This is a genomic window from Nocardioides pyridinolyticus, from assembly GCF_054653575.1.
In genome coordinates this window covers 113055-134751 of sequence record NZ_BAAIFY010000005.1, presented here as the reverse complement: position 1 = coordinate 134751, position 21697 = coordinate 113055, and the positions used below count along the sequence as shown (strand labels likewise).

At 72.3% G+C, this 21697-nt stretch carries 23 protein-coding genes; 14 read left to right on the top strand and 9 right to left on the bottom strand.

What is annotated here, in order from left to right; genetic code table 11:
* The first annotated feature begins 102 nt into the window (after window positions 1-102).
* The 4 genes from ACYQ0U_RS06540 to ACYQ0U_RS06525 are packed head-to-tail and all read left to right on the top strand — an operon-like array spanning window position 103 to window position 3029.
* A complete protein-coding gene (locus ACYQ0U_RS06540) occupies window positions 103-540 on the top strand; it encodes an SRPBCC family protein (RefSeq protein WP_459970749.1) in 438 nt (145 codons plus the stop codon).
* Window positions 537-1730, top strand: a complete 1194-nt coding sequence (locus ACYQ0U_RS06535; RefSeq protein WP_459970957.1) for an ArsA family ATPase — start codon at window positions 537-539, stop codon at window positions 1728-1730. Before ACYQ0U_RS06540 ends, ACYQ0U_RS06535 begins: the two co-directional genes overlap by 4 nt.
* Window position 1731: 1 nt before the next feature.
* On the top strand, window positions 1732-2091 hold the full coding sequence (locus ACYQ0U_RS06530) for a hypothetical protein (RefSeq protein WP_459970747.1): 360 nt from the start codon (window positions 1732-1734) through the stop codon (window positions 2089-2091).
* On the top strand, window positions 2088-3029 hold the full coding sequence (locus ACYQ0U_RS06525; protein WP_459970745.1) for an ROK family glucokinase: 942 nt from the start codon (window positions 2088-2090) through the stop codon (window positions 3027-3029). The genes ACYQ0U_RS06530 and ACYQ0U_RS06525 overlap by 4 nt, the downstream gene beginning before the upstream one ends.
* A 9-nt stretch (window positions 3030-3038) precedes the next feature.
* On the opposite strand, the gene ACYQ0U_RS06520 is transcribed toward ACYQ0U_RS06525, so the two are convergent.
* Together ACYQ0U_RS06520 and ACYQ0U_RS06515 are read right to left on the bottom strand one after the other, a co-directional pair.
* Entirely contained in the window at window positions 3039-4025 is a 987-nt protein-coding gene (locus tag ACYQ0U_RS06520; RefSeq protein ID WP_459970743.1) for a calcium-binding protein, read from the bottom strand.
* A gap of 104 nt (window positions 4026-4129) precedes the next feature.
* A complete protein-coding gene (locus ACYQ0U_RS06515; protein ID WP_459970741.1) occupies window positions 4130-5374 on the bottom strand; it encodes an HNH endonuclease signature motif containing protein in 1245 nt (414 codons plus the stop codon).
* 301 nt (window positions 5375-5675) lie between these two features.
* Between ACYQ0U_RS06515 and ACYQ0U_RS06510 the strand changes: the two genes are divergently transcribed.
* Window positions 5676-6644: an ROK family protein gene (locus tag ACYQ0U_RS06510; protein ID WP_459970739.1), complete on the top strand. Its 969-nt coding sequence runs from the start codon at window positions 5676-5678 to the stop codon at window positions 6642-6644.
* On the opposite strand, the gene ACYQ0U_RS06505 is transcribed toward ACYQ0U_RS06510, so the two are convergent.
* The 3 genes from ACYQ0U_RS06505 to ACYQ0U_RS06495 are packed head-to-tail and all read right to left on the bottom strand — an operon-like array spanning window position 6577 to window position 9098.
* Entirely contained in the window at window positions 6577-7821 is a 1245-nt protein-coding gene (locus tag ACYQ0U_RS06505; protein ID WP_459970737.1) for an ornithine cyclodeaminase, nickel-pincer nucleotide-dependent, read from the bottom strand. The two genes, ACYQ0U_RS06510 and ACYQ0U_RS06505, sit on opposite strands and share 68 nt — an antisense overlap.
* 31 nt (window positions 7822-7852) lie before the next feature.
* The gene (locus ACYQ0U_RS06500) at window positions 7853-8299 is read right to left on the bottom strand and encodes an NADH dehydrogenase subunit 6 (RefSeq protein ID WP_459970735.1); all 447 of its coding nucleotides are present in this window, start codon (window positions 8297-8299) and stop codon (window positions 7853-7855) included.
* A 25-nt stretch (window positions 8300-8324) separates the two neighbouring features.
* Window positions 8325-9098, bottom strand: coding sequence for an alpha/beta hydrolase (locus ACYQ0U_RS06495; RefSeq protein ID WP_459970733.1), 774 nt, complete (start codon window positions 9096-9098; stop codon window positions 8325-8327).
* A gap of 35 nt (window positions 9099-9133) precedes the next feature.
* Here ACYQ0U_RS06495 and ACYQ0U_RS06490 point away from each other — a divergent pair, with 35 nt between their 5' ends.
* Genes ACYQ0U_RS06490 through ACYQ0U_RS06475 form a run of 4 tightly spaced genes read left to right on the top strand, consistent with a single transcriptional unit; the run spans window position 9134 to window position 12022 of the window.
* The gene (locus ACYQ0U_RS06490) at window positions 9134-9853 is read left to right on the top strand and encodes a lysophospholipid acyltransferase family protein (RefSeq protein WP_459970731.1); all 720 of its coding nucleotides are present in this window, start codon (window positions 9134-9136) and stop codon (window positions 9851-9853) included.
* A complete protein-coding gene (locus tag ACYQ0U_RS06485) occupies window positions 9850-10347 on the top strand; it encodes a flavin reductase family protein (protein WP_459970729.1) in 498 nt (165 codons plus the stop codon). The genes ACYQ0U_RS06490 and ACYQ0U_RS06485 overlap by 4 nt, the downstream gene beginning before the upstream one ends.
* The gene (locus ACYQ0U_RS06480; RefSeq protein ID WP_459970727.1) at window positions 10344-11135 is read left to right on the top strand and encodes an arylamine N-acetyltransferase family protein; all 792 of its coding nucleotides are present in this window, start codon (window positions 10344-10346) and stop codon (window positions 11133-11135) included. The genes ACYQ0U_RS06485 and ACYQ0U_RS06480 overlap by 4 nt, the downstream gene beginning before the upstream one ends.
* On the top strand, window positions 11132-12022 hold the full coding sequence (locus ACYQ0U_RS06475; protein WP_459970725.1) for a hypothetical protein: 891 nt from the start codon (window positions 11132-11134) through the stop codon (window positions 12020-12022). Before ACYQ0U_RS06480 ends, ACYQ0U_RS06475 begins: the two co-directional genes overlap by 4 nt.
* 8 nt (window positions 12023-12030) lie before the next feature.
* On the opposite strand, the gene glpK is transcribed toward ACYQ0U_RS06475, so the two are convergent.
* Window positions 12031-13497, bottom strand: a complete 1467-nt coding sequence (gene glpK, locus ACYQ0U_RS06470; RefSeq protein ID WP_459970723.1) for a glycerol kinase GlpK — start codon at window positions 13495-13497, stop codon at window positions 12031-12033.
* A complete protein-coding gene (locus ACYQ0U_RS06465; RefSeq protein ID WP_459970721.1) occupies window positions 13494-14336 on the bottom strand; it encodes a DUF1028 domain-containing protein in 843 nt (280 codons plus the stop codon). The genes glpK and ACYQ0U_RS06465 overlap by 4 nt, the downstream gene beginning before the upstream one ends.
* Before the next feature lie 70 nt (window positions 14337-14406).
* Between ACYQ0U_RS06465 and ACYQ0U_RS06460 the strand changes: the two genes are divergently transcribed.
* From ACYQ0U_RS06460 to ACYQ0U_RS06440, 5 genes are all read left to right on the top strand, one after another.
* Window positions 14407-15612 (top strand): pyrophosphate--fructose-6-phosphate 1-phosphotransferase, encoded by a 1206-nt coding sequence (locus ACYQ0U_RS06460; RefSeq protein ID WP_459970717.1) that lies wholly within the window; start codon window positions 14407-14409, stop codon window positions 15610-15612.
* Between the two features lie 33 nt (window positions 15613-15645).
* The gene (locus ACYQ0U_RS06455; protein ID WP_459970713.1) at window positions 15646-16674 is read left to right on the top strand and encodes a 6-phosphofructokinase; all 1029 of its coding nucleotides are present in this window, start codon (window positions 15646-15648) and stop codon (window positions 16672-16674) included.
* Window positions 16675-16727: 53 nt separating this feature from the next.
* Window positions 16728-18176 (top strand): APC family permease, encoded by a 1449-nt coding sequence (locus ACYQ0U_RS06450; RefSeq protein WP_459970709.1) that lies wholly within the window; start codon window positions 16728-16730, stop codon window positions 18174-18176.
* A 66-nt stretch (window positions 18177-18242) separates the two neighbouring features.
* Window positions 18243-19583, top strand: coding sequence for a class II 3-deoxy-7-phosphoheptulonate synthase (locus tag ACYQ0U_RS06445; protein WP_459970705.1), 1341 nt, complete (start codon window positions 18243-18245; stop codon window positions 19581-19583).
* A gap of 31 nt (window positions 19584-19614) precedes the next feature.
* A complete protein-coding gene (locus ACYQ0U_RS06440; RefSeq protein ID WP_459970702.1) occupies window positions 19615-20175 on the top strand; it encodes a plastocyanin/azurin family copper-binding protein in 561 nt (186 codons plus the stop codon).
* Window positions 20176-20179: 4 nt separating this feature from the next.
* On the opposite strand, the gene ACYQ0U_RS06435 is transcribed toward ACYQ0U_RS06440, so the two are convergent.
* Both ACYQ0U_RS06435 and ACYQ0U_RS06430 read right to left on the bottom strand, forming a co-directional pair.
* Entirely contained in the window at window positions 20180-20464 is a 285-nt protein-coding gene (locus ACYQ0U_RS06435) for a hypothetical protein (protein WP_459970698.1), read from the bottom strand.
* An 85-nt stretch (window positions 20465-20549) separates the two neighbouring features.
* A complete protein-coding gene (locus ACYQ0U_RS06430; RefSeq protein ID WP_459970696.1) occupies window positions 20550-21653 on the bottom strand; it encodes an HNH endonuclease signature motif containing protein in 1104 nt (367 codons plus the stop codon).
* Window positions 21654-21697 lie beyond the last annotated feature (44 nt).

Sequence of the window (21697 nt, the reverse complement as noted above, 5' to 3'; positions counted from 1 at the left end):
CGACGGTACCGCGTGACTCACCGCGTGCGGACGACCCCGGGCGATCCGGTACGCTCGCAGCCCCGAGCCGACCCGCCACCCGACTCACCGTGAGGGGACCCGATGGCCGAGCAGACCGAGTCGTCGATCGTCATCGACGCAGTTCCCGAGGACATCATGGGCGTCATCGGCGACTTCCCGGCCTACCCGGAGTGGGCCAAGGGCGTCCAGGTGGCGGAGGTCGTCAAGGGCGAGCCCGGCGGCTGGGCCGAGCAGGTGTTCTTCTCGCTCGACGTGAGCCCGATCAAGGACGAGTACACGCTCGCCTACGAGTGGGACGGGTACGACGAGGTGACCTGGACCCTGGTCGAGGGCAAGATGCTGCGCGCGCTCGACGGCGCCTACGTGCTGCGTGACCTCGGCAACGGCTCGACCGAGGTGACCTACCGGCTCTCCCTCGACGTGTCGATCCCGCTGATCGGCATGCTGAAGCGCAAGGGGGAGAAGATCCTGATCGACACCGCGCTCAAGGGCCTGAAGAAGCGGGTCGAGTCGCTCTGAGGATCCTGCTCTTCACCGGCAAGGGCGGGGTCGGCAAGTCGACCGTCGCGGCCGGGACCGCCGCGTTGGCCGCAGCCGAGGGACGCCGCACGCTCGTGCTGTCGACCGACGCCGCGCACTCGCTGGCCGACGCGTTCGGCTGCGACGCCGGCGAGATCGGCGCCGAGCCGACCGAGGTGGCGCCGAAGCTGTACGTGCAGCAGGTGGACGCCCAGCTGCGGTTCGAGCAGTCGTGGGCCGACATCCAGCGCTACCTGCTCTCCGTGCTCGACGTCGCCGGTGTGGACCCGGTCGCGGCCGAGGAGCTGACGGTGATCCCCGGCGCCGAGGAGGTGCTGGCGCTGCTCGAGCTGCGGCTGCACGCGCTCTCGGGCCAGTGGGACGTCATCGTCGTCGACTGCGCACCGACCGCCGAGACGCTGCGGCTGCTCGCGCTGCCCGAGGCGCTGGGGTGGTACATGCACCGCGTCCTCCCGGTCGAGCGTCGCGTGGTCAAGGCGCTGCGGCCGGTGCTCAGCCGGGCCGCCGGCGTCCCGATGCCCGGCGACACCGTCTTCGACGCGGTCGAGCGGCTGCACGCCGAGCTGATGGAGGTCCGGGAGCTGCTCAGCGGTGACGACGCCAGCGTCCGGCTGGTGCTGACGCCCGAGAACGTCGTGCTCGCCGAGGCCCGCCGCTCGTACACGACGCTCTCGCTGTTCGGCTACCGCGTCGACGGCGTGGTCGCCAACCGGGTCTTCCCGACCGAGGGTGCCGACGACTGGCGCGCCGGCTGGGTCGTCGCGCAGGACGAGGTGCTGGAGCGGGTCGGGGAGTCCTTCGCCGGGCTGCCGGTCTGGCGCTCGAAGTACCGCCCCCGCGAGCCGGTCGGGGTCGAGGCCGTCACCGAGCTGGCGCGCGAGGTGTACGCCGGCACCGACCCGCTCGCCACGACCAGGGGCCGCGGCCCGTTCCGCGTGCGGCGTACCTCCGACGGGGCGGTGCTGCGGCTCGCGCTGCCGCTGGTGTCGCGCACCGACGTCGATCTGGCGCGCAATGGCGACGATCTGGTCGTGACCGTGGGAGCGTATCGTCGGCTGCTCACGCTGCCGTCCGGGCTGTCGCGCTTCCGCGTGGCCGGTGCCCGGGTGGATCAGGGGGAACTGCAGGTGCGGTTCGTCGAGGACCCCGTGGACGAGGCTGGAAGGTGACATGAGCGGGGACCGAGAGGAACCGGACGTCGGGACGGTCGCGGAGGAGGCGGTCAAGCTCCTCGGTGCGCTGTCGGACTGGGCCAAGGACGCGGCCGGAGAGATCGACGAACACCTGGCGACCGGCGCGGCGGAGTGCACGTTCTGCCCGGTCTGCCGCACCGTGCACGCGGTGCGCGAGCTGAGCCCGGAGGTCAAGACCCAGCTGGCGACCGCCGCGACGACGTTCCTCAACGCCGCGGCCCGGCTGATGTACGGCGCGGCTGCCGGGCAGACTGGGCGTCCGGAGCGCGTCCAGCACATCGACCTGGACGACGGTGACTGGCCCGGGGACGACTGGCCTGAGGAGGGAGACTCATGAGCCTGGCCTGCGGCATCGACGTCGGCGGGACCAAGATCGCCGGCGGCGTGGTGGACGAGGACGGTCAGATCCTCGAGGAGCTGCGCGTCGAGTCGCCCGCGACCGACGCCGAGGCGATCGAGGGGGCCATCGCCGGCCTGGTCACCGAGCTGCGCTCGCGGCACGACATCGCGACGGTCGGAGTGGGGGCGGCGGGCTACGTCGACAAGGCGCGCGCCGTCGTGCTGTTCGCGCCGAACGTCGCGTGGCGCAACGAGGACCTCAAGGGCGAGCTCGAGAAGCGCGTCGACCTGCCGGTCGTGATCGAGAACGACGCGAACGCCGCCGCGTGGGGCGAGTTCCGGTACGGCGCGGCGTACGACGCCGAGGACCTGCTGCTCGTCACCGTCGGCACGGGCGTCGGCGGCGGGCTGGTGCTCGACGGCGAGGTCTACCGAGGTGCGAACGGCGTCGGCGCCGAGATCGGCCACATGCGCGTCGTACCGAACGGCATCCTCTGCGGCTGCGGCAAGCACGGCTGCTTCGAGCAGTACGCCTCCGGCTCGGCGCTCGTGCGGGAGGCCCGGGCCCTCGCGCTCAGCGGCGCGCAGATCGCGCAGGGCATGCTGCGGCGCGCCGACGGCGACCTGACGAAGATCACGGGCCCGCTGATCACCGAGGCGGCCCGCGACGGCGACGCCGGCGCGACCCAGCAGCTGGCCGAGCTCGGCCGCTGGCTCGGCGAGGGCGTCGCGTCGCTCACCGAGATCCTCGACCCCGAGGTCGTCGTGGTCGGGGGTGGCGTCAGCGAGGCCGAGGGCCTGCTCCTCGAGCCGATGCGCACGGCCTTCGCCGGTCAGCTCGTCGGGCGCGGGTTCCGCCCGATCCCGGAGATCCGCAAGGCCACCCTGGGCAACCGCGCCGGGCTGATCGGCGCGGCGGACCTGTCGCGGCGCTGACGGTGCGTCTCAACGCCTGATGACCACGTCCTCGCGCCGGAGCTCGGTGCCGGTGCACTCGGTCGTGTCCGGGGCGACGAGGGTGCAGGTGATCACGGTCCACTCCGCGACGGCGGCGCCGGTCCGGAACAGTCGTCCGGCGTAGGCCTCCCCGGGCCGGATGTTGAACGTGTACGAGCGACGGGTGTCGTCACACACGATGGGGGACGGCGGAGCCAGGATGCCGCCCGATCCCTCGACGTGGTCCGCGGCATCGGGCGCCCCCTGGGACAGCGTCAGGGAGAAGTAGGTCGCGGTGTCCGGCCCCTGCGGCGGGCACCTCAGCGAGAAGGTCACCAGCACCGACGCTCCGGCCTCCTCGAGCCGGAACCCGACGAGTGCTGCCGGACCCTCGCAGTGGCGCACCAGGTCCTCGGTCCCGGCAACGCAGTCGTCGACGCCTGGTCCACCCGAGAACAGGTCGACGAGCGGTGCATCGACCTCGCCCTCCCGGAGGCTGTCGTCACCGTCGTTCCCGAAGAGCCGGTCGCGCCCGACCCCCGCGTGCAGGTCGTCGTCCCCGTCGCCGCCCGCCACGAAGTCGTTGCCGTCCTCCTCGTCCCCGAAGTTCAGGACGTCGCGGCCCCGGCCACCGCGGATCTCGTCGTCGCCGTCGACCCCGGTGGCGAAGTCGTCTCCGGCGGCACCGAGGAGCTCGTCGTCGCCGTCGCCGCCGTCGAGGACGTCGTCCCCCCGGTTCCCGCAGACGACGTCGTCGCCGCCCTTGCCGAAGACGATGTCGCGGCCGCCGCCCGCCACGATCACGTCGTCCTCGGGCGTGCCCTCGATCCGGTCCGCCCCGGTCGTCCCCACGATGGTCGCGGTCCGGCCGGCGCAGGTCGGGGCCCCGCCGGCGGTCGTCGCCGCGAGCGAGTGCGTCGCCTGCGCCGCCGACGGCACCACGGCGAGAAGCGCGGTCAGGAGGAGGGTCGCAAGGACGGTCCGAGGTCGAGGCATGGCCTTGCCCATCTGCGCGGGCTCTCACCGTAGGCACCACGGCCGTCGCCGAGTCAGCCCCAACTTGGGGAAATCGGGCACTGCAACGATGCCGGGGTCTGGCCTCACGTCCGCCGGTGGAAGCTGACGTTCCCGTTGGGGTGGTAGGTGGTCTGGTAGTTGGTGTCGTGGGCGCGGTTGTGGTGCCAGTGGCACAGGGAGATGGCGTTGTCGAGGTCGGTGGTGCCGCCGTCGGTCCAGCGGGTCTTGTGGTGGGCGTGGAGGCCGGTGGTGTGGTCGCAGCCCTCGGCGGCACAGCCGCGGTCGCGGGTCAACATCGCGACCCGCTGGGCCTCGGTGAACAGGCGGCGTCTGCGGCCGACGTCGAGGGGTTGGGAGGCGCCGCCGAGGACGACGGGGATGACCCCGGCCTCGCAGGCCAGCCGGCGGGCCAGCGCGGGTGAGATGCGCTCGCCGGTGTCCAGGACCCCGGCCTTCTCCAGCCGCCCGGTGAGCGTGTCCAGCTCCATGGTGACCACGACGGTGGCGTTGGTCCCGCCGGTCTTGGGGAGCCGGTCGACCGGGTAGCGCTCGATGAGCTCGCGGAACGCCTGCCCCAGTGCTTCGGGGGTGGGGCGCCGTTCCGGGCCGGGGCCTTCGGTGGCCGCGCGGTGCTTGGGCGCCGCGAGCGCGGTCAGCGCCTTGCGCAGCGCCGCCCCGGCCAGAGTGGGGATGGTGAAGGTGCCGTGGGTGCGGCCCTCCCCGTCGTCCCACATCGACAGCCGGGTCGCCTTCGCCGCGGCGGCCTCCTCCCTGGCCAACACGGCGGCCTCACGCGCGTCGGCCTCCTCGGGCGCGACCACCTCGTACAGGTGCTTGCCGAGCCGGTTCAGCGCCTTGGCGTCGTGGTGCCGCGCCTGCTCCACCAGGTGCGCCTCCGCCCGCTCACGGGTCTCGGGGTCCACCTCGTCGGGGAGCCGATCGACCCACCGCAGGATCACCCGGGCCTGCTCGGCCAGCACCTCCCCCGCGGCCAGCGCGGACCGGGTCAGCCGGTGCTGCTCCAAGGCGTGGCCGAGCCGGACCGTGGCGTGGGCCTCGGCCCGGGTGGCCTGGGACTGGTGCGCCAGCCAGTTCGCGGCGCTGGAGGCGCCGACCTCGCAGCCCACGTGGAGGTCGTCGGCGTGCGCCGCGACGCGGGCCTTGAGCTCCACGATCCGGGCCTCGGCGCGCTCGAGGGCGACCAGGGTGGCGGCGGTCTCGGCGGCGTCCATCGACCACACCGAGGCGTCGGCGACGGTGTCGAGCTCGGCGTGGACGTGCGCGGTCGCGACACTGACCCGGTGGCGGGGTGTGGCGATCGCTGTCATGGGTTCAGCCAAGCACTGACCGCCGACACTGATGATGCTCAGAACCCCTCATTCCACAGGGATCTGGGTCACGAAAAGGTCACGGTTGCTCCACAAGCCGGGGTGGTGTCGAGGCGCGCTCCCGCAAGCCGGGAGTGCTCCCGCAAGCCGGGAGTCAACGCCGGCTCGAGCCCGCCGTTCCCGCTTTGCTGCCCGTCGGCGGCCAATCCGGGCGGCCCCGCAGCCCGCGCCCCGGGGCGCGGGCGGCGTCGTGTCGGGCGCTTGCCTGATCCATCGGTGCGCATCTGGTCGAATACTCCCCGTGGCTCTCTTCATCGGCGTCGACATCGGCGGTACCAAGGTGCTCGCCGCGGCCGTGTCGTCCACCGGCCGCGTGCTGCGCACGGCTCGCCGGGAGACGCCCGGGCGCCGGGTGGAGCCCCGGCTGGTCGAGGACGCGCTGACCGAGGCGGTCCAGGAGATCGCCGGCGTCCGTCGACCCTCGGCGATCGGCATCGCGGCGGCGGGGTTCGTGGACGCGCAGGGGGAGCGGGTGCGGTTCGCGCCGCACCTGCCCTGGCGCGACGAGGGCGTCCGGGCGCGCCTGGCCGAGCGGTGGAGCGCGCCGGTCGTGCTCGACAACGACGCGAACTGCGCGGCGCGCGCCGAGGTCGTGTACGGCGCCGTGGGCGACGCCGAGGACGCGCTGGTCATCACGCTCGGGACCGGCATCGGCGGCGCGGTCGTGCTCGACGGCGCCGTGCACCGCGGCTACAACGGCATGGCGGGGGAGTTCGGCCACATGCAGGTCGTGCCCGGCGGCCGCGACTGCGAGTGCGGAGGGACCGGCTGCTGGGAGCAGTACTGCTCCGGCAACGCGCTGACCCGCTACGTCCGCGAGCACGGCGGCCGCGCGCACCTGAGCGGTCCGGCGGTCACCGAGGCGGCCGAGGCGGGCGACGAGGTGGCGCGCGCCGCCTTCCACGAGGTGGGCACCTGGCTGGGGGTCGGCACGGCCAACCTGGTCGCGGCCTTCGACCCCGAGATCGTCGTCGTCGGGGGCGGTCCCTCGATCGCCGGCGACCTGCTCCTCGAGCCCGCGCGGGCGGCCCTGCGCCAGTCGCTGGTGGGCGCCGCCCACCGCACGGTGCCGCCGCTGGTGCGTGCGGCGCTCGGCCCCGAGGCCGGAGCCGTCGGGGCGGCGTACCTGGCCCGGCAGACCTTCAGGAACGCCGGTACTCGGGCACGAGCTCGACTGCAAGCTGCTCGAGGAACAGCCCTACGTCGGTGACGATGCCGCGGGCCTGGGACGAGCCGCGGTCCGCGAGCTTGGTGACCGTCGCCGGGTTGATGTCGACGCACACGAGCGGGATCGACGCCGGCAGGATGTTGCCGGTCGCCACCGAGTGCAGCATGGTCGCGACCATCAGGCAGAAGCCGACGTCCTTGAGCCCGGCGCGCATCGCGCGCTGACCCTCGATGACGTCGGTGTAGACGTCCGGCAGCGGGCCGTCGTCGCGCACCGAGCCGACCAGGACGAACTCCTTGCCCTGGGTGACCAGCGCGTGCATGATCCCGCCGGTGAGCACGCCGCTGTCGACCGCGGCCTTGATCGAGCCCTCCTTGCGGATGGTGTTCAACGCGCGGATGTGGTGCTCGTGGCCGTGCTCGACGCCGCGGCCCATGGCCAGGTCGATGCCCAGACTGGTGCCGTAGAGCGAGGCCTCGATGTCGTGGGTCGCCAGTGCGTTGCCGGCGAAGAGGACGTCGACGAAGCCGGCGTTCACCATCGCGACGAGCGCCGGCGCGGCGCCGGTGTGGACCACGCCCGGTCCGCCGACCCAGAGGACCTTCTTGCCCGCGGCCTTGGCCTCCCGCATGCCGTCCGCGACCTGGCGCACCAGCACCGCCTGCGGCTTCTCCGAGGACACCTCGGACTCCATGAAGCCGAACGCCTCGGCGCTGCGGTCCGGCGCGGGCACGGTCACCCGGATGCCGGACGCGCCGGTGACGACGAGCATCCCGGTGCGGACGTCGGACATCGGCAGCGTGTACACCCGGCTCGGCCTCCCGTCGGCGCTGCGCTCGAGGACCAGGCCGCAGTCCATCTCCGGGTTCTCGACCGTGAGCCAGGTCCCGTCGACGCGGACCCGGGTGTCGAGGTTCGTCGTGGAGTAGAAGCTGTCGGGGAACACGCCGTCGCGGTCGGCCTCGGCGACCGACGCCTCGCCCGGGTCGACCTGGTTCACGCCACGGGTCTGCAGGCGCATGAGCATGCGCTGCAGCGACTCGTCGTCCTCGGCGATCACCGTGATGACCGCGTGCGACGGGTCGTCGGTCTCCCGGCCCACGTCGAAGCGGTCGATGGCGTAGTCCCCGCCGTACTCCCGGATGTCGTCCAGGACCCGCGAGAGGATCCCGTGGTCCATGAGGTGGCCGGTGATCTCGACGGTCTCGTTGGCGCTCACGCTCGCACCTTAGCCAAGCCGGGCGGTGGACCTAGACCTGCGCGCCGTCGTCCCAGGGGTCGCGTGGCTCGCGGGGCATCTTGAGCACCAGATAGAGGAACCCGCCGACGAAGCCCATGACGAGCAGGTAGCCCAGCCAGGTGGGGATCGCGATGCCGAAGATCAGCGCCGCGAGCAGCACCAGAGGGGAGCCCAGCACGCCGAGCCAGGCCAGGCCGCGGTCGGGAGCGACGACGGGCAGCGGGGGAGGCTCGGGCGGGACGAAGCCCTCCTCCTCGGGCTCGACGGAGCGGGCGGCCGGCTCGTCGGCGTGGAAGGCGCGCGGATCGCCGAACCGGCCTCCGAACGGGGCGTCCGAGCCCGACGCCGACGGGGGAGGCGGCGGAGACGGGGGCGGGTCGTCGAGCTCGGCGCGGTCGCCGTAGTTCTCGACGATCGAGCGCCAGGCGCGGTCGTCCGCGTCGTCGTCCGGCTTCACGACAACGAGCGTATCTCCGGAACGGTCAGCCCACCGACGTCACGCGGGCGATGAACGCCGCCGACTCCTCCACGATCTTCTCCGCGTCGTGGTCGAGCGTGGCCACGTGGTAGCTGTTCTCGAGGGGTACGACGGTGACGTCGGTCGACGACACCCCGCCGGTGATGATCGGCTGGGAGGCCTCGTCGACGACGTGGTCCTCGGTCGAGCGCAGGTAGAGCAGCGGCGCGGTCACCTTGGTCAGGTCGGCGATCAGCAGCGGCCAGGCCTGCATCATCGAGTGGGCGGCCTTCAGGGGCGTCTTGGTGTAGCCGTGCTCCTCCCCGCCCTCCTTCTTGATGTCGTTGGCGATGCCGGGGAACGCCTTGACGAGGTGCTTGAGCACCGGCAGCAGCTTCACGTCGAGCCGCTTGGTGGCGACGGCGGGGTTCACGACCACCACGCCGGCGACCTCGTCCGCCCGGTCGGCCGCCAGCCGCAGCACGAGCGCGCCGCCCATCGACAGCCCGCAGACCACGACCGCGTCGTTCTCGGCGACCAGCTTGTCGAAGGACGCCGTGACCTCGGCGTACCAGTCCTTCCACGTCGTCCCGTTCATCTCCTGCCACGTCGTGCCGTGGCCGGGCAGGCGGGGCACCTCGACGGCGTACCCCCTCGCCGCCAGCGCCTCGCCCCACGGCTTCATCGAGGCGGGCTGGCCGGTGAACCCGTGGCTGAGCAGCACGCCCACCTGGCGGCCTCCGGTGAGCTCCGGCCGGGCGGCGACCGAGAGCGGCGAGGCGAGGTGGTGGATCGTCATGCGCGGATTCTGCACCACCGGACTAGAGTGCGTCCGTGTTCTATTGGTTCCTGAAGTGGATCGCGCTCGGGCCGTGGTTGAAGCTCGTCTTCCGTCCGCGGGTCTCGGGCGCCGAGCACGTCCCCCTGGAGGGACCGGCCATCCTCGCCAGCAACCACCTGTCGTACGCCGACTGGCTGTTCATGCCGCTCACGCTGCCCCGCCGCGTGACGTTCGTGGCCAAGGCCGAGTACTTCACCGGCACCGGCCTCAAGGGTTGGCTCCAGAAGACCTTCTTCAAGGGCTCGGGCCAGGTGCCGATCGACCGCTCCGGCGGCGACGCGTCCGAGGGCGCGATCATCTCCGCGAAGCGGCTGCTCGCCGAGGGCGAGCTCTTCGGCATCTACCCCGAGGGCACCCGCTCGCACGACGGCAAGCTGTACCGCGGCAAGGTCGGCGTCGCCCGGCTCGCGCTGGAGTCGAAGGTCCCGGTCATCCCGGTCGCGGTCGTCGGCACCGACGTCGTGGCGCCCCCGGGCAAGACCTTCGGCCGCTTCACCCGGCCGGTCGTCCGCTTCGGCAAGCCGCTGGACTTCAGCCGCTACGAGGGTCTCGAGAACGACCGCTACATCCTGCGGTCGATCACCGACGAGATCATGTACGAGATCATGCGGCTCTCCGGCCAGGAGTACGTCGACATGTACGCCACCCGGGCCAAGGAGCTCTCGAAGGCCGAGAAGAACGACGGTCCCGAGACCGACAAGCTCGCCTCTTGACGATCCACTCGAGCCACCCGTTCGCCGACCCCGACCCCGATCCCGTACGCCGGCTCCGCGGTCGCCTCACCGGCACGGTGGCGCTGCTGACGAGCGAGGGCGCCGGCCTCACGGTCAGCTCGCTGATGGTCGCCAACGGGCAGCCCGCCCGCGTGCTCGCGCTCGTCGACCCGGACAGCGACCTGGCCGAGGCGGTTGCCCGGACCGGCCGCGCGGTCGTGCAGCTGCTGTCCTGGTCCCACCGCGACCTGGCCGACGCGTTCGCGGGCACGGCCCCGGCGCCGGGCGGCCCCTTCCGCACGGGCGCGTTCGAGGACACCGCGTGGGGGCCGCGGCTGAGCGACGCCACGACGTGGGCGGGGACGGTGCTGGAGAGCGCCGTCGAGGTCGGCTGGTCGTCGCTGCTCACGCTGCGGATCGAGGAGGTCTCGGTCGGGGACGACGACGAGCCGCTCGTGCACCGGCGCGGCCGCTACGTGCGGCCGGGTGCGTGAGCGCCACCTCGGCGTACCTCCGCCGTCTGGGGATCGAGGACACGCCCCCGCCGACGCTCGACGTGCTGTTCCAGGTCCACCGGAGGCACCTGGACCGGGTGCCGTACGAGAACCTCGGCATCGTGCTCGGCACGCCGCCGTCGGTCGACGGCACCGCCTCCCTGGAGCGCGTGGGCGAGCTGGGCCGGGCGGGCTCCTGCTTCCACCAGAACGGCGCCCTGGAGCTGGTGCTGCGCGAGCTCGGCTTCGTCGTGACCCGGCGCCACGGGCACGTGTGGACGGCCGAGGACGACCGTGACGGGACGTTCTTCAACCACCTCGTCCTGCACGTCGCCGGCCTGCCGTCGCCGGAGAACCCCGGCGGCGAGTGGTGGGCCGACGTCGGGCTCGGCGACGGCTTCCGCGACCCGCTGCCGCTGGTCCCGGGGAAGCACGTGCAGGGCGGGTTCACCTACGTGATCGACGAGGTGCGCCCCGACGGCTGGTCGTTCCGTCACGACCCAGTCGCGGTCCTGGCGTCGCACGCCGAGGTCTCCGCGCCCGGCAGCGGGGCCTTCGCGCGGATCCTCGTCGTGCAGCGCCGGCACGCCGGCGGCACCACCACGATCCGCGGCTGCCTGCGCACCGAGGTGGGCGCGGGCGGGTCCGTCGAGACCGAGCTGGCGGCGTACGACGCCTGGCGGGACGCGATCGCCGACGCCGGCGTCGCGCTCGAGGACGTCGACGAGAGCGGGCTGCGGGCGCTGCACGAGAGGATGTGGGCAGCACACGAGGAGTGGCGCCGATGACCGATCTCCTGAGCATCGCCGACGAGCTCTACGGCCTGTCCCTGGCCGAGTTCACCCCGGCGCGCGACGCGAAGGCCAAGGAGCTCAAGGGCACCGACCTCGCGAAGCCGGTCAAGGCGCTGAAGAAGCCGTCGCTCGCGGCCTGGGTCGTCAACCTGCTCGTGCGCCGCGACACCGAGCAGGTCGAGCAGGTCCTCGCCGTCGGGGAGGCGCTGCGCGCGGCGCAGGAGAGCATGTCCGGCGAGGAGCTGCGGGCACTCACCAGGCAGCGCCGGCAGCTGACGGCGGCCGTGACCACGCAGGCCCGGCGTACCGCCCGCGAGGAGGGCACCAAGGTCACCGACGCGGTCGCCGACCAGGTCGAGGCGACGCTGACCGCCGCGATGGTCGACCCCGCCTGCGCCCGGGCGGTGCGCAGCGGGCTGCTGGTCGCCCCGCTCGCCACGACCGGACTGGAGCCCGCCGACCCCGACGACCTGGCGGCGGCGGTGGCGCTGCCCGAGGCGCTCGGCTTCGCCGCCACCCCGCGCGAGGCCGCGAAGCCCGGCCGCCCCGAGCTGCACGTCGTGCCCGACCCCGACGCCGACGAGAAGGCGGTCCGGGCGGCGGAGGAGCTGCTGGCGGCGGCCGAGTCCGACCTCGCCGAGGCCACCGCGGCGCACGACGAGGCGAAGGCGGCGTACGACGAGCTCGAGGCGCGCGGTCTGCAGCTCCAGGCGGAGATCGACGAGCTCCGCTCGAGGATCGCGGAGCTCGAGTCCGCGGCCGAGGAGGTCGACGACGACCTGTCCGAGGCCGAGGACGCCCGCGACGAGGCGGCCGACGCGCTCGCGGAGGCGCAGCGGGCCCGCGACGCCGCGGCGGCCGGGCTGGAGAAGCTCCGATAGGAGCCGGGCTAGGCCCAGCTCTTGGCGCGCTCGACCGCGTCGCGCCACTTCGCGTGGGCGGCGTCGGCCGCGCTCCGGTCGCCGGACGGCTCGAACCGGCGGTCCAGGTTCCACGTGTCGCGGAGGTCGTCGGTCGAGGACCACACGCCCGCACCGAGCCCGGCCAGGAACGCCGCGCCGAGAGCGGTGGTCTCCACGACCTCCGGCCGCTCGACGGGTACGCCGAGCTGGTCGGCCTGGAGCTGGCAGAGCAGGTCGTTGGCCGACGCGCCGCCGTCCACGCGGAGGGACGACAGCGACGGCATCGTCTCCAGCACGTCACGCACCTCGAAGGCGATGGCCTCGAGCGTCGCCCGCACGAGGTGGGCCCGGGTCGTGCCGCGGGTGATGCCGATGATCAGGCCCCGCGCGTGCGGGTCCCAGTGCGGAGCGCCCATGCCGGCCAGTGCCGGGACGAACACGACGCCCTGGGTGTCGCTCACCGTGCTCGCGATCGCCTGTGTCTCCGCCGCCGAGCCGACGATCTGGAGGCCGTCGCGCAGCCACTGCACCGCGGCGCCGGTCACGAAGATCGCGCCCTCGCTGGCGTAGGTGAGCGCGCCGTCGGGGGAGCGCCAGGCCGCGGTGGCGAGCAGGCCGGCGTCCGAGCGCTGGATCTCCGTCCCGGTGTTGGTGAGCACGAACGACCCGGTGCCGTAGGTGCACTTGGAGTCGCCCTCGTCGAAGCAGGTCTGCCCGAACAGCGCGGACTGCTGGTCGCCCGCGACGCCGGCGATCGGCAGCGACAGGTCCAGGAAGGTCTTCGGGTCGGTGGTCGCGATCTGGCCCCAGTTCGGCCCGATCTCCGGGAGCGCGTCCTGCGGCACCCCGAACAGCCCGCACAGCTCGTCGGACCAGGCGCCGGTCGAGAGGTCCATGAGCAGCGTGCGGCTCGCGTTGGAGACGTCGGTGACGTGGTAGGTGCCGCGGGTCATCCGGGCGATCAGGTAGGAGTCGACGGTGCCGACGGCGTAGCGGCCGGACTCGACCAGGGCCCACGTGTGCGGCTCCTGCTCGCGCAGCCACATCAGCTTGGTGGCGGAGAAGTACGGGTCGAGCCGGAGCCCGGTCAGCTCGCTGACCCGCTCCTCGTGGCCGTCCTCGCGCAGCCGCGTGCACAGGTCGGCGGTGCGCCGGTCCTGCCACACGATCGCGCGCCGCGGGGCACCGAGGGTCTCGCGGTCCCAGAGCAGGACGGTCTCGCGCTGGTTGGTGATCCCGACGGCCTCGAGCTCGGCGGCGTCGTACGTCCTCAGGACCTCGCGGGTCGCCTCGAGCGTCGCCTGCCAGATCTCCTCCGGCGCGTGCTCGACCCAGCCGGGCTGGGGGAAGTGCTGGGCGAACTCCTGGTAGCCCTTGGCCGCGATCGAGCCGTCCTGCTCGACGACGACCGCGGTGATGCCCGTCGTCCCGGCGTCGATCGCGAGCACACTCATGCCGACCGGCCTCGCGTGCCCCGGATGATCTCCAGCACCCTCTCGTCGATCCACGAGCCGTCGGGTGCGACCCGCATCTCGTAGTTCTCGGTCCCGACCCAGGCCTGGAAGTCGCGGGCGCCGGCGGCCTGCGCGAGGTCCTCGAGCTCGGCCGCGAGCTCCGGGGTGACCGGCAGCCTCTCGTCCTCGGTGGAGGCGGTCAGGTAGAGCTCGCTGAGCTCGAGCAGGCGGGTCAGCTCGCCGATCGGCGAGCCCCCCGACGACGCGGCGTCGTCGACGCGCAGGTCGACGGCGATGTCGTCCAGCCCGCCGTACCCCGCGCCCTCCTCGACCACGAGCAGCGCCGCGGACTGGCGGCCGCGGGAGTCGCCGCCGGCCGCGTCGCCGGCGGCCAGCGCCGCCAGCAGTCGGCGGGCCAGCGAGGCGTCCTCGGGAGCGGCCAGCCAGGCGGCCTCCATCGCCTCGACCACCTCGGGGCCGGTCAGGATGTTGCCCTGGATCGCGTAGCCGTCGCCGGTCACGCTGCCCGCCCAGTCCAGGCACGCGTGCCCGGTGTGGCTGGCCGCGCCGCCCTCGACGTCGACGATGCCGACCTGCCGGTGGGCGCGGCCCTCGTCCTCCTCCAGCAGCCGCTGGAGGGCGACCGACGCGGTGGCGCCGTCGTCGAGGTGGGCGAGCGCCTGGCCCTTGTAGGCGACGTTGGCGTCGGCCTGGGTGGCGATCGCGCCGACCTCGGCGACGGCGGCCGGGACCGCCGACCCCACTGCGAGGAACTTGGAGGCGACGGCCACGCCCCAGGACTGCCCGTCCGCCGAGCGGGCCACGATCGAGAAGGTCATGCGGCAGACCCTAGCGATTCGGGTACTTTAGCCTTGGAGAGACGAAACCCCTGCCCAGAAGGACCGATCGATGACCGTCCGTCGCGTTGCCCTCCTCACCGCCGGAGGCCTGGCCCCGTGCCTCTCCTCGGCCGTCGGCGCTCTCATCGAGCGCTACACCGCGCTCGACCCGTCGATCGAGATCATCGGCTACCGCAACGGGTACGCCGGGCTGCTCGGTGGCGACTTCGTGACGGTCACGCCCGAGGACCGGGAGCGGGCGCACCTGCTGCACCGCTTCGGCGGGAGCCCGATCGGCAACAGCCGGGTCAAGCTCACCAACGTCAAGGACTGCGTCAAGCGCGGACTGGTCGCGGAGGGGCAGGACCCGCTCCACGTGGCGGCCGAGCAGCTGACCCGCGACGGCGTCGACGTGCTGCACACCATCGGCGGCGACGACACGAACACCACGGCGGCCGACCTGGCGGCGTACCTCCACGAGAACGGCTACGAGCTCACGGTCGTCGGCCTGCCCAAGACCATCGACAACGACATCGTGCCGATCCGGCAGTCGCTGGGCGCGTGGACCGCCGCCGAGCAGGGCGCGCTGTTCGCGGGCAACGTCGTCGCCGAGCACTCCTCGAACCCGCGGATGCTCATCGTGCACGAGGTGATGGGGCGCCACTGCGGCTGGCTGACCGCGGCGACCGCGCTGAAGTACCGCGAGTGGCTCGACACCCAGGAGTTCTCCGGCTTCGCCGACAACGACCGCCGCTCGTGGGAGATCCACGGCGTCTACGTCCCCGAGCTCGACCTCGACATCGCGGCCGAGGCCGAGCGGCTGAGGGCGATCATGGACGAGACCGGCTGCGTCAACCTCTTCCTCTCCGAGGGCGCCGGCGTGTCGACGATCGTCGAGGAGATGATCTCGCGCGGCGACGAGCCCAAGCGGGACGCCTTCGGCCACGTCAAGCTCGACACGATCAACGTCGGCTCGTGGTTCGCCAAGCAGTTCGCCGGCATGGTCGGCGCCGAGAAGACCATGGTGCAGAAGAGCGGCTACTTCTCCCGCTCCGCGGCCGCCAACGACGAGGACCTCGCCCTGATCCGCGCGTGCGCCGACCTCGCGGCCGACGCCGCCCTGCGCGGCGAGAGCGGCGTCGTCGGACACGACGAGGAGGCCGGCGACGAGCTCCGCGTATGCGAGTTCCCGCGGATCAAGGGCGGCAAGGCCTTCGACCCGTCCGAGCCGTGGTTCCGCACGCTGCTCGGCGAGATCGGTCAGCTCCAGGGCTAGAAGTCCGCGGCGTGACCAGACCAGACTGGTCGCATGCGCGTCGGAGTACTCACCGGAGGCGGGGACTGCCCCGGCCTGAATGCCGTCATCCGTGCCGTGGTCCGCAAGGGCACGAAGGAGCACGGCTTCGAGTTCGTCGGCTACCGCGACGGGTGGCGAGGCCCGCTGGAGGGCGCGACGATGGAGCTCGGCGTCCAGCAGTGCCGCGGCATCCTGCCCCGCGGCGGCACGATCCTCGGGTCCTCGCGCACCAACCCGTTCAAGCTCGACAACGGGGTCGAGCGGATCAAGGAGAACCTGGCGCGCGACGGCGTCGACGCCCTCGTCGCGATCGGCGGGGAGGACACGCTCGGCGTCGCCACGAAGCTCGCCGACCTCGGGGTGAACGTCGTCGGGGTGCCGAAGACCATCGACAACGACCTCTCCGGCACCGACTTCACCTTCGGCTTCGACACCGCGGTGAACATCGCCACCGAGGCGATCGACCGGCTGCACACCACCGCCGAGTCCCACCACCGCGTGCTCGTCGTCGAGGTGATGGGCCGGCACGCCGGCTGGATCGCGCTGCACGCGGGGCTGGCCGGCGGCGCCAACATCGTGCTGATCCCCGAGCAGCCCTTCGACATCGCGGAGGTCTGTGCGCTCATCGAGAGCCGCTTCGAGTCGCGCTACGCGCCGATCCTGGTGGTCTCCGAGGGCGCGGTCCCGCGCGAGGGTGGCGACATGACCCTCGTCTCCGGCGAGCTCGACGAGTTCGGCCACGTGCGCCTGGGCGGCATCGGCGACCGGATCGCCCGCGAGATCGAGACCCGCACCGGCAAGGAGGCCCGCGCGGTCGTCCTCGGCCACATCCAGCGCGGCGGCACGCCGACCGCGTTCGACCGCTGGCTCGCCACCCGCTTCGGCCTCCAGGCCATCGACGCGGTCGCCGACGGCGACTTCGGCACGATGATGGCGCTGCGCGGCACCGACATCGTGCGGGTGCCGCTCATCGAGGGCACCGGCGAGCTGAAGCTGGTCAGCAAGGCGGAGTACGCCGAGGCACAGGTCTTCTTCGGCTAGTCCTCGCCCCTGCCTCTGGTTAAGGAGGCCGGTCGCGGGGCAGGGTGGGGGCCATGACGACCCAGAGCAGCGACACCGTCGACGTCAACGGTCCGACTCCGAACCTGAAGCGGGTGATGGGGCCCAAGCTCCTCCTGCTGTTCATCGTCGGCGACATCCTCGGCGCCGGCGTCTACGCGGTCACCGGCCAGATGGCCGGCGTCGTGGGCGGCATCGTCTGGCTGCCGTTCCTCCTGGCCTTCGTGGTCGCGACGCTGACCGCGCTGTCCTACCTGGAGCTGGTCACCAGGTACCCCCAGGCCGCAGGCGCCGCGCTCTACACGCACAAGGCCTTCGGCATCCACTTCGTCACGTTCCTCGTCGCCTTCGCGGTGATCTGCTCCGGCATCACCAGCGCCTCGACGTCCGCGAACGTGCTCGCGCAGAACCTCACCGGAGGCCTGCTCGCCAACGGCTGGATCGACGCCGAGCCCGGCACCGGGACCATCACGCTCATCGCGCTGGCCTTCATGGTGCTGCTCGCGTTGATCAACCTGCGCGGCGTGGGCGAGTCGGTGAAGTTCAACGTGGTCCTCACGCTCATCGAGATCACCGCGCTCACGATCGTGATCTTCGTCGGCTTCTACGCGATGGCGCAGGGTGACGCCGACCTGGGCCGGGTCACCACCTTCGAGAACCCCGAGGACAAGGGGATGTTCCTGGCGGTCACCGCGGCCACCTCGATCGCGTTCTTCGCGATGGTCGGCTTCGAGGACTCGGTGAACATGGTCGAGGAGACCAAGGACCCCGAGCGGATCTTCCCGCGCACGATGATCACCGGCCTCGGCATCGCGGTCGTCATCTACATGCTGGTCGCGATCACCGTGGTCGCGGTCCTGACGCCGGACCAGATCGCCGGCGCCGCCGACGGCCGCGCGCTGCTCGAGGTGGTCCGGGTCGGCGCGCCGGACTTCCCGATCGACAAGCTGTTCCCGTTCCTGGCGGTCTTCGCGGTCGCCAACACCTCGCTGATCAACATGCTGATGGCCAGCCGCCTGCTCTACGGCCTCGCCCACCAGGACGTGCTGCCGCGCACCCTCGGCAAGGTGTCGCCGAACCGCCGCTCGCCGTACGTCGGCGTGATCTTCTCGACGGTCCTGGCGCTGGGCCTCATCTTGTACGTCGCCAACCGGGCCGAGGACGACATCGTCGTCAACCTGGCCAGCGTGACCGCGCTGCTGCTGCTCGGCGTCTTCACGATCGTGAACGTCGCTTGCCTGGTCCTGCGCCGGCGGGACCCCGACGGTGGCTCGTTCCGGTCCCCGGGCGTGACGCCGGCGGTGGCGGCCGTGCTCTGCGCGTTCCTGCTCGGCCCGTGGGTCGACCGCGACGGGATCGTCTACGAGATCGCGGCCGGCCTGCTCGTGATCGGCGTGGTGCTGTGGGCGTTCACCTGGCTCACCAACCGGGCCGTCCGCGCGAAGAAGACCGGCTTCCGCGACATCGAGCACATGAAGGACTGAGCCCGGCCGAGTCTCAGTCCGGCCGCCGAATCGGGGAAGGGCCGCCGCCCGCCGTACTCTTGTCGGGTGAGCAGCACGATCCCCGACCTCTCGACCCTGCACGCCATCGGAGCCGCGCAGCAGCCGACGTACCCCGACGCCGACGCCGTCGCGGCCAACGTCGAGCGCCTGCGCCGCATGCCTCCCCTGGTGTTTGCCGGTGAGTGCGACGAGCTCAAGGCCAAGATGGCCGCGGTCTCGCGGGGCGAGGCGTTCCTGCTCCAGGGCGGGGACTGCGCGGAGACCTTCGCGGAGGTCACGGCCGACAACGTGCGCAACAAGCTCCGCGTGCTGCTCCAGATGTCGGTGGTGCTGACCTACGCCGGCTCCGTGCCGGTGGTGAAGCTCGGCCGACTCGCCGGCCAGTACGCCAAGCCCCGCTCCTCGGACATGGAGACCCGCGACGGCGTCACGCTGCCGGCGTACCGCGGCGACGCGGTCAACGGCTTCGACTTCACGCCCGAGTCGCGCATCCCCGACCCGACCCGGCTGCTGGACGTCTACAACGCGTCCGCCGCGACGCTCAACCTGGTCCGCGCGTTCGTGACCGGTGGCTACGCCGACCTGCGCCAGGTGCACACCTGGAACACCGACTTCGTCCGGACCTCGGCGGCCGGCCAGCGCTACGAGGCGCTGGCGGCGGAGATCGACAAGGCGCTGGGCTTCATGGCGGCGATCGGCGTCGACGCCGACGAGCTCAAGCGCGTCGACTTCCACTCCAGCCACGAGGCGCTGCTGCTCGAGTACGAGCACGCGATGACCCGCATCGACTCGCGCACCGAGAAGCCGTACAACGTGTCGGGTCACTTCGTCTGGATCGGCGAGCGCACGCGGCAGCTCACGGGGGCGCACGTGGAGTACTTCCGCCACATCGCCAACCCGATCGGCTGCAAGCTCGGCCCCACGGCCAGCGCGGACGACGCCATCGCGCTGGCCGAGCGGCTCAACCCCGAGAACGAGGAGGGGCGGCTCACCTTCATCACCCGGTTCGGCGCCGGCAAGATCCGCGACGGCCTGCCGCACCTGGTCGAGAAGGTCACCGCCGCCGGCATCAAGGTCGCCTGGGTGTGCGACCCGATGCACGGCAACACCTTCGAGTCCAGCACGGGCTACAAGACCCGCCGGTTCGATGACGTCATCGACGAGGTGCAGGGCTTCTTCGACGTGCACCGCACGCTCGGCACCTGGCCCGGCGGCGTCCTGGTCGAGATGACCGGCGACGACGTCACCGAGTGCATCGGCGGCGGCGAGGAGATCGACGAGGAGGGCCTGGCCCACCGGTACGAGTCGGTCGTCGACCCGCGCCTGAACCGGGTCCAGTCGCTCGAGCTCGCGTTCCTGGTCGCGGAGATGCTCCGCCAGGCCTGATCTCTCATGTTGCGGGTCTAGCGTCCGCACCATGATCACGCGACTCGTGGCCGGCGTGCTGATCGCGACCGGCCTCACCGTCGTACCCCTCCCGTCGGCGACGGCGGGCGGGCCGACGGTGTCGGTGGCGGACATGCGGTTCACGCCCGCCACGCTCCGGGTCGGACTCGGCACCACGGTGACGTGGCGCTTCCCCGACGAGATGGCGCACACCACGACCTCCACCCAGGGCTTCTGGGACAGCGGCTCGAAGTCCGGCGGGCAGACCTTCCGGCGGACCTTCGGGTCGGCCGGGTCGTACCCCTACCGGTGCACGATCCACCCGACGATGCGCGGCACCGTGCGGGTCCCCGTGGCCCGCAGCGGCTCGTCCGCCGCGGGCTGGACCCTGCGCTGGGCGGCCTCCGGTGGCGACACCTACGACGTCCAGGTCCGGAAGGGCTCCCGCCGGTGGCGCACCCTCCGCCACGACACGTCCGCTACGACCGCCGCCTTCCACCGCCCCGGCACCTGGTCGGTCCGCGCCCGCACCCAGGCCGGCACGAGGACGTCGGCCTGGTCCCCGGCGGTGAAGGTCAGGACCGCGCGCTGACGAACTACGGGTGGTCGTCCCGGTGCAGCAGCCCATCCAGCCGGTCGGCGACCTCGGGCAGGACCTCCTCGATGGGCCGGCCGACGAGGTCGTCGGCCACAGTCAAGAGTTCGATGTCGACCCGGGTCAGACGGCCGTCCCCGTCGACCTCGATGATCAGGTCGGTGCAGCCGTCCGGGTTTAGCGCGTCGAGTGCGTGCGGAATGCCGGGGTGCCGGGCGCGGAACTTCGGAGACCCGACGCACCAGATGAGGTATGCGCTGCGCCCAGGTGCCGACCTGGTGTTCATGTCCTGATGGTGCGCCGACGCGCGTCCGGGCGCGACGGACTTTGCCGTTGCAAGGGCTCGTCGGAGAGTGTGGGTCGGTGACTCCTCACGTCCGCCGGTGGTACCTCGCATGGTGGCGGGGGCAGAGGAGGCGTCCGTTGTCGAGGTCGGTCTTGCCGCCGTGGGCCCATGGGTGGTCGTGGTGGACGTGGCACATCGAGGGTGGCCAGTCGCAGCCGGGTTCGGTGCAGTGCCGGTCGCGGATGCCGATGGCGATGCGCTGGGCCTTGGAGTGCAGGCGGCGGGAGCGGCCGAGGTCGAGGACCTCGGACCTGCCGCCGAGGACGGCGGGCCGGATCTTCGCCTCGCACGCCAGCCGGCGGGCCATCGCGGGGCTGATCTTGTCCCCGGTCTCCAGCAGGCCGGCCTGCTCGAGGTCCCCGATCAGGGACTCATACGTCATGGTGACCACCAGCGTGGTCTCGACCTTGCCCTCGATCAGTTCACAGAACGCCCGACCCAACCGGGAGGGGCCGTGCTGCTGGCGGTTGGCGGTGTCACCGAGCAGCAGCTTGAGCAGCGCGGCGCCGTGGAAGGTGGGGATGTCGAAGGTCCCGACGTAGCGGCCCTTCCCGTTGTCGCGCAGGGTCAGCCTCGTGCCGGTCATCGCGTCGCGCTCCTCGCGGGCGAGGAGCTTCGCCTCGTGGGCGTCGGCTACCTCGGGGGCCACGACCTCCAGGAGCCGGCGGCCCAGGACGCGGAGGGTCCTGGCGTCGTGCTCCCGGGCGGCGGAGACGAGGTGCTGCTCGGCCTTGACGACGGTGTCGGGGTCGAGGTCGGCCGGCAGCGTGTCGAGGGCCTGCACGATCACGCGGGCCTGGTCGGTGAGCAGGTCGCCGGCGGCCAGGGCCGCGCGGACGTGGTGACGCTCGGTGAGCGCGAACGCGAGCTTCTCCGCGCCGCGCACCGCGGCGCGGGTCTGCTTGGTGGCGTGGGTCCAGGTGTCGATGGCGACGTCGTCGGCGTGCTCGACCACCCGCAGCTCGAGCTCCGACAGCTGCGACTTCAGCCGGGTGATCTCGACCAGCGTCGCGGTGGTCTCCTCCCGCTCCATCGACCACACCGAGGAGTCCTGCACGGCCTCGATCTCCGCCTGGGCGTGGGCGACCGCCACCGACACTCGGTGCCTGGGGTTCGCCATCGCCGTCATGCGTCCACTCAAGCACTGGCCACCGACATCGAAGGGCTCAGAAC

What these genes read in the sequence shown, in the direction of transcription:
- ACYQ0U_RS06540 (WP_459970749.1), top strand. Translation starts at nt 103, where the DNA reads ATGGCCGAGCAGACCGAGTCGTCGATCGTCATCGACGCAGTTCCCGAG.
- ACYQ0U_RS06530 (WP_459970747.1), top strand. Translation starts at nt 1,732, where the DNA reads ATGAGCGGGGACCGAGAGGAACCGGACGTCGGGACGGTCGCGGAGGAG.
- ACYQ0U_RS06525 (WP_459970745.1), top strand. Translation starts at nt 2,088, where the DNA reads ATGAGCCTGGCCTGCGGCATCGACGTCGGCGGGACCAAGATCGCCGGC.
- ACYQ0U_RS06520 (WP_459970743.1), bottom strand. Translation starts at nt 4,025, where the DNA reads ATGCCTCGACCTCGGACCGTCCTTGCGACCCTCCTCCTGACCGCGCTT.
- ACYQ0U_RS06515 (WP_459970741.1), bottom strand. Translation starts at nt 5,374, where the DNA reads ATGACAGCGATCGCCACACCCCGCCACCGGGTCAGTGTCGCGACCGCG.
- ACYQ0U_RS06495 (WP_459970733.1), bottom strand. Translation starts at nt 9,098, where the DNA reads ATGACGATCCACCACCTCGCCTCGCCGCTCTCGGTCGCCGCCCGGCCG.
- ACYQ0U_RS06475 (WP_459970725.1), top strand. Translation starts at nt 11,132, where the DNA reads ATGACCGATCTCCTGAGCATCGCCGACGAGCTCTACGGCCTGTCCCTG.
- glpK (WP_459970723.1), bottom strand. Translation starts at nt 13,497, where the DNA reads ATGAGTGTGCTCGCGATCGACGCCGGGACGACGGGCATCACCGCGGTC.
- ACYQ0U_RS06465 (WP_459970721.1), bottom strand. Translation starts at nt 14,336, where the DNA reads ATGACCTTCTCGATCGTGGCCCGCTCGGCGGACGGGCAGTCCTGGGGC.
- ACYQ0U_RS06460 (WP_459970717.1), top strand. Translation starts at nt 14,407, where the DNA reads ATGACCGTCCGTCGCGTTGCCCTCCTCACCGCCGGAGGCCTGGCCCCG.
- ACYQ0U_RS06455 (WP_459970713.1), top strand. Translation starts at nt 15,646, where the DNA reads ATGCGCGTCGGAGTACTCACCGGAGGCGGGGACTGCCCCGGCCTGAAT.
- ACYQ0U_RS06450 (WP_459970709.1), top strand. Translation starts at nt 16,728, where the DNA reads ATGACGACCCAGAGCAGCGACACCGTCGACGTCAACGGTCCGACTCCG.
- ACYQ0U_RS06440 (WP_459970702.1), top strand. Translation starts at nt 19,615, where the DNA reads ATGATCACGCGACTCGTGGCCGGCGTGCTGATCGCGACCGGCCTCACC.
- ACYQ0U_RS06435 (WP_459970698.1), bottom strand. Translation starts at nt 20,464, where the DNA reads ATGAACACCAGGTCGGCACCTGGGCGCAGCGCATACCTCATCTGGTGC.
- ACYQ0U_RS06430 (WP_459970696.1), bottom strand. Translation starts at nt 21,653, where the DNA reads ATGACGGCGATGGCGAACCCCAGGCACCGAGTGTCGGTGGCGGTCGCC.